At 76.2% G+C, this 2,877-nt stretch carries 2 protein-coding genes; one reads left to right on the top strand and one right to left on the bottom strand.

Annotated features, from left to right (window positions below):
* The first annotated feature begins 2 nt into the window (after positions 1–2).
* Positions 3–1,061: an NADH:flavin oxidoreductase/NADH oxidase gene (locus E1258_RS31640; RefSeq protein ID WP_243715813.1), complete on the top strand. Its 1,059-nt coding sequence runs from the start codon at positions 3–5 to the stop codon at positions 1,059–1,061.
* A 25-nt stretch (positions 1,062–1,086) separates the two neighbouring features.
* On the opposite strand, the gene E1258_RS31645 is transcribed toward E1258_RS31640, so the two are convergent.
* The coding region (locus E1258_RS31645; protein ID WP_132407534.1) for an ABC transporter ATP-binding protein at positions 1,087–2,877 on the bottom strand (1,791 nt) is incomplete at its 5' end.

Consider the following 2,877-nt stretch of genomic DNA (forward strand, 5'->3'; position numbering starts at 1 on the left):
CCCTGTTCACGCCCCTGGCGCTGCGCGCCGTCACCCTGCCCAACCGGGTCGCCCTCGCCCCGATGTGCCAGTACAGCGCGGGACCGGACGGCCTGCCGACCGACTGGCACCGCGTACACCTGGGCTCCCGCGCGGTCGGCGGCGCGGGCCTGGTGCTCACCGAGGCGACCGCCGTGGTGCCCGAGGGCCGGATCAGCCCCCGGGACACCGGGCTCTGGTCCGACGCGCACGTCGACGCGTGGCGGCCGATCACCGCGTTCGTCGCGGCGCAGGGCGCGGTGCCCGCCGTGCAGCTCGCGCACGCCGGGTTCAAGGCGTCGACGTACCAGCCGTGGGCGCGGGAACGCGGCGGGGTGCCCGACGCCGAGGGCGGCTGGACGCCCGTCGGCCCCGGCGCGGAGCCGTTCGCCCCGGAGTACCGGGTGCCGACCGCGCTCGACCAGGCGGGGATCGCGGGGGTGGTCGAGGCGTTCGCCACCGCGGCCGGCCGTGCGGTGGCCGCCGGTTTCGCCGCCGTGGAGATCCACGCCGCGCACGGGTACCTGCTGCACGAGTTCCTCTCCCCACTGACGAACCACCGCGCCGACGGCTGGGGCGGGGACCGGGCCGGCCGGATGCGGCTGACCCTGGAGGTGGCCCGCGCGGTCCGCGCGACGGTCGGCGAGAGCGTCCCGGTGCTGACCCGGATCTCCGCCACCGACTGGACCGACGGCGGGTGGACCATCGAGGACAGCGTCGTGCTCGCCGGGGAACTGGCGGCGGCCGGCGTCGACCTGGTGGACACCTCCTCCGGTGGCGCGGTTGCCCGGGCCACCATCCCCGTCGGCCCCGGATACCAGGTGCCGCTAGCCGCTCGTATCCGCCGGGCGGTCGGCGTGCCGACCGGCGCGGTCGGCCTGATCGTCGAGCCGGAGCAGGCCGAGCGGATCGTGGCCGGCGGGGAGGCGGACCTGGTCCTGCTGGGCCGGGAACTGCTGCGCGACCCGTACTGGCCCCGGCGGGCGGCGGCCAAGCTCGGCGCGACGCCAGACTGGCCCGCCCAGTACGCCCGCGCCTCCTGACCCCCCGCCCGCACCGCCGGGTGGGTCAGCCGGCCAGGTGGCCCCAGTCCCGTTCCAGGTCCCGCCAGGTGCCGTGGGCCACGACCGTGCCGTCGACGAGCACCACCACCTGGTCGGCGCGGACCAGCGCCGCCCGCTTCGACGTCGAGCCGACCACCGTCACCCCGTGCTCGCGCAGCGCCGCCCACAACTCGAGCTCCGTCGTGACGTCCAGCGCCGAGGACACGTCGTCGGCGACCAGCAACTCCGTACGCGGGGCCAGCGCCCGGGCCAGCGCCAGCCGCTGGAGCTGCCCGCCGGAGAGCCGGGTGCCCTTGTGCCCGATGAGCAGCCCGAGCCCGCCTCCGGCCGTCGCCAGGTCGTGTTCGAGCTGGGCCGTCGACACCGCTCCGGCCGCGTCCACCTCGTGACCGAGCGCGACGTTGTCGGCGACCGTGCCGGAGAGCACCCGGGGTAGCTGACCGACGTAACCGACCTGCTGGGGACGAAGGAACAGCTCCGGCGAGGTGACAGGATCGCCGTTCCACCGCAGGCTGCCCGTGTGGTGCACGATCCCAGCGAGGGCGCGCAGCAGCGACGACTTGCCCGAGCCGACCGGCCCGACGACGAGCACCAGCTCGCCACGTTCCACGGTCAGGTCGACGTCGTGGACGGCGAGCGTGCCGTCGGTGTGCAGCGCGCCGAAGCCGACCAGCTCCAGCCGGCGCAACGGGTGCCGCGGCGGGGGCTCCGGCGCGGGCGCGGTCCCGGCGGCCAGGTCGACCCCGGGCACCGGCGCCGAGTACGCCCCGACCCCGGTCATCGCGACCGTCCGGCGCGTCCACACCCGGGCGGACGGTAGCTGGGAGACCAGGGACGCCGTCGTCCACGCGAACCAGCGGGCCGCGCCGAGCGTGGAGACCACGACCAGGGTCGCCCCGGCGGACAGCCCGCCGGTGAGGTAGAGCGCCCAGGCACCGATCGGCAGCAGGCCGCTGGCCAGGGCCGGCGTCGACCGGGCCCAGACCTGCACGGAGATCTCCCGGCGCTGCCGCTCGCTGCGGACGGCGTCGAGGCCGGCGAGGTGGCCCAGCACGGGCCGGGTCGCACCGGCCAGTTTCACCGTACGGGCGGCCGACAACGACGACACCAGCGCGGTGGCGAACGCCGCCCGCGCCGCCACCGTGGCCCGCGCCGACCGCTCCAGGCGAGGCCCGAACAGCGTCGCCGCGAGCCCGGAGACGACCATCGTCCCGAGGAAGAACGCGGCCGGGACCACGCTGCCGGAGACCACCGTCATCGCCGCCAAGATGAGCACGACGATGCCCTGGTCGAACAGGTTGTCGGCGAGGATCACCACCCGCTCGGTGTCGCCGCCCTGGGCGACCACCTCGGCCGGGGTGTGCCCGCTGATCCGGCGCGGCCCGGTCTGCCCGTGCACCAGCCGCAGGCTGATCCGCAGCATCTGCCGCACCCACCAGTTCGGGAACAGGATGCTGGTGAGGTACGGCACCGGCACGGTCACCAGCAACGCGGTCACGATCCCGACCGCCGGCCACCATGGGCCACCGACTCCGTCGACCAGGTCCGCCCAGAGCCAGGGCAGCACCGAGCCGTCGAGGCCGAGCAGGGTCCCGAACCCGAACAGCGAGATCGCCGTGACGCCGTACCGCGGGTCGTTGGTGGCGAGGCGGAGGATCTCGCGCATCGTGCGGACGCGCGGTGCCGGCGGCAGCGGGGGCGGCGCGACCTTGGCCCGCGCGGCCCCCACGGGCGCGCCGGGGCCGCCGGCCGCGTCCGACGCCGGCGGCAGGTCGGTCAGTACGGCGGTGCCGGC

The organism is Micromonospora sp. KC207 (assembly GCF_004348615.1).
In the GTDB taxonomy this organism is placed as follows: Bacteria; Actinomycetota; Actinomycetes; order Mycobacteriales; family Micromonosporaceae; genus Micromonospora.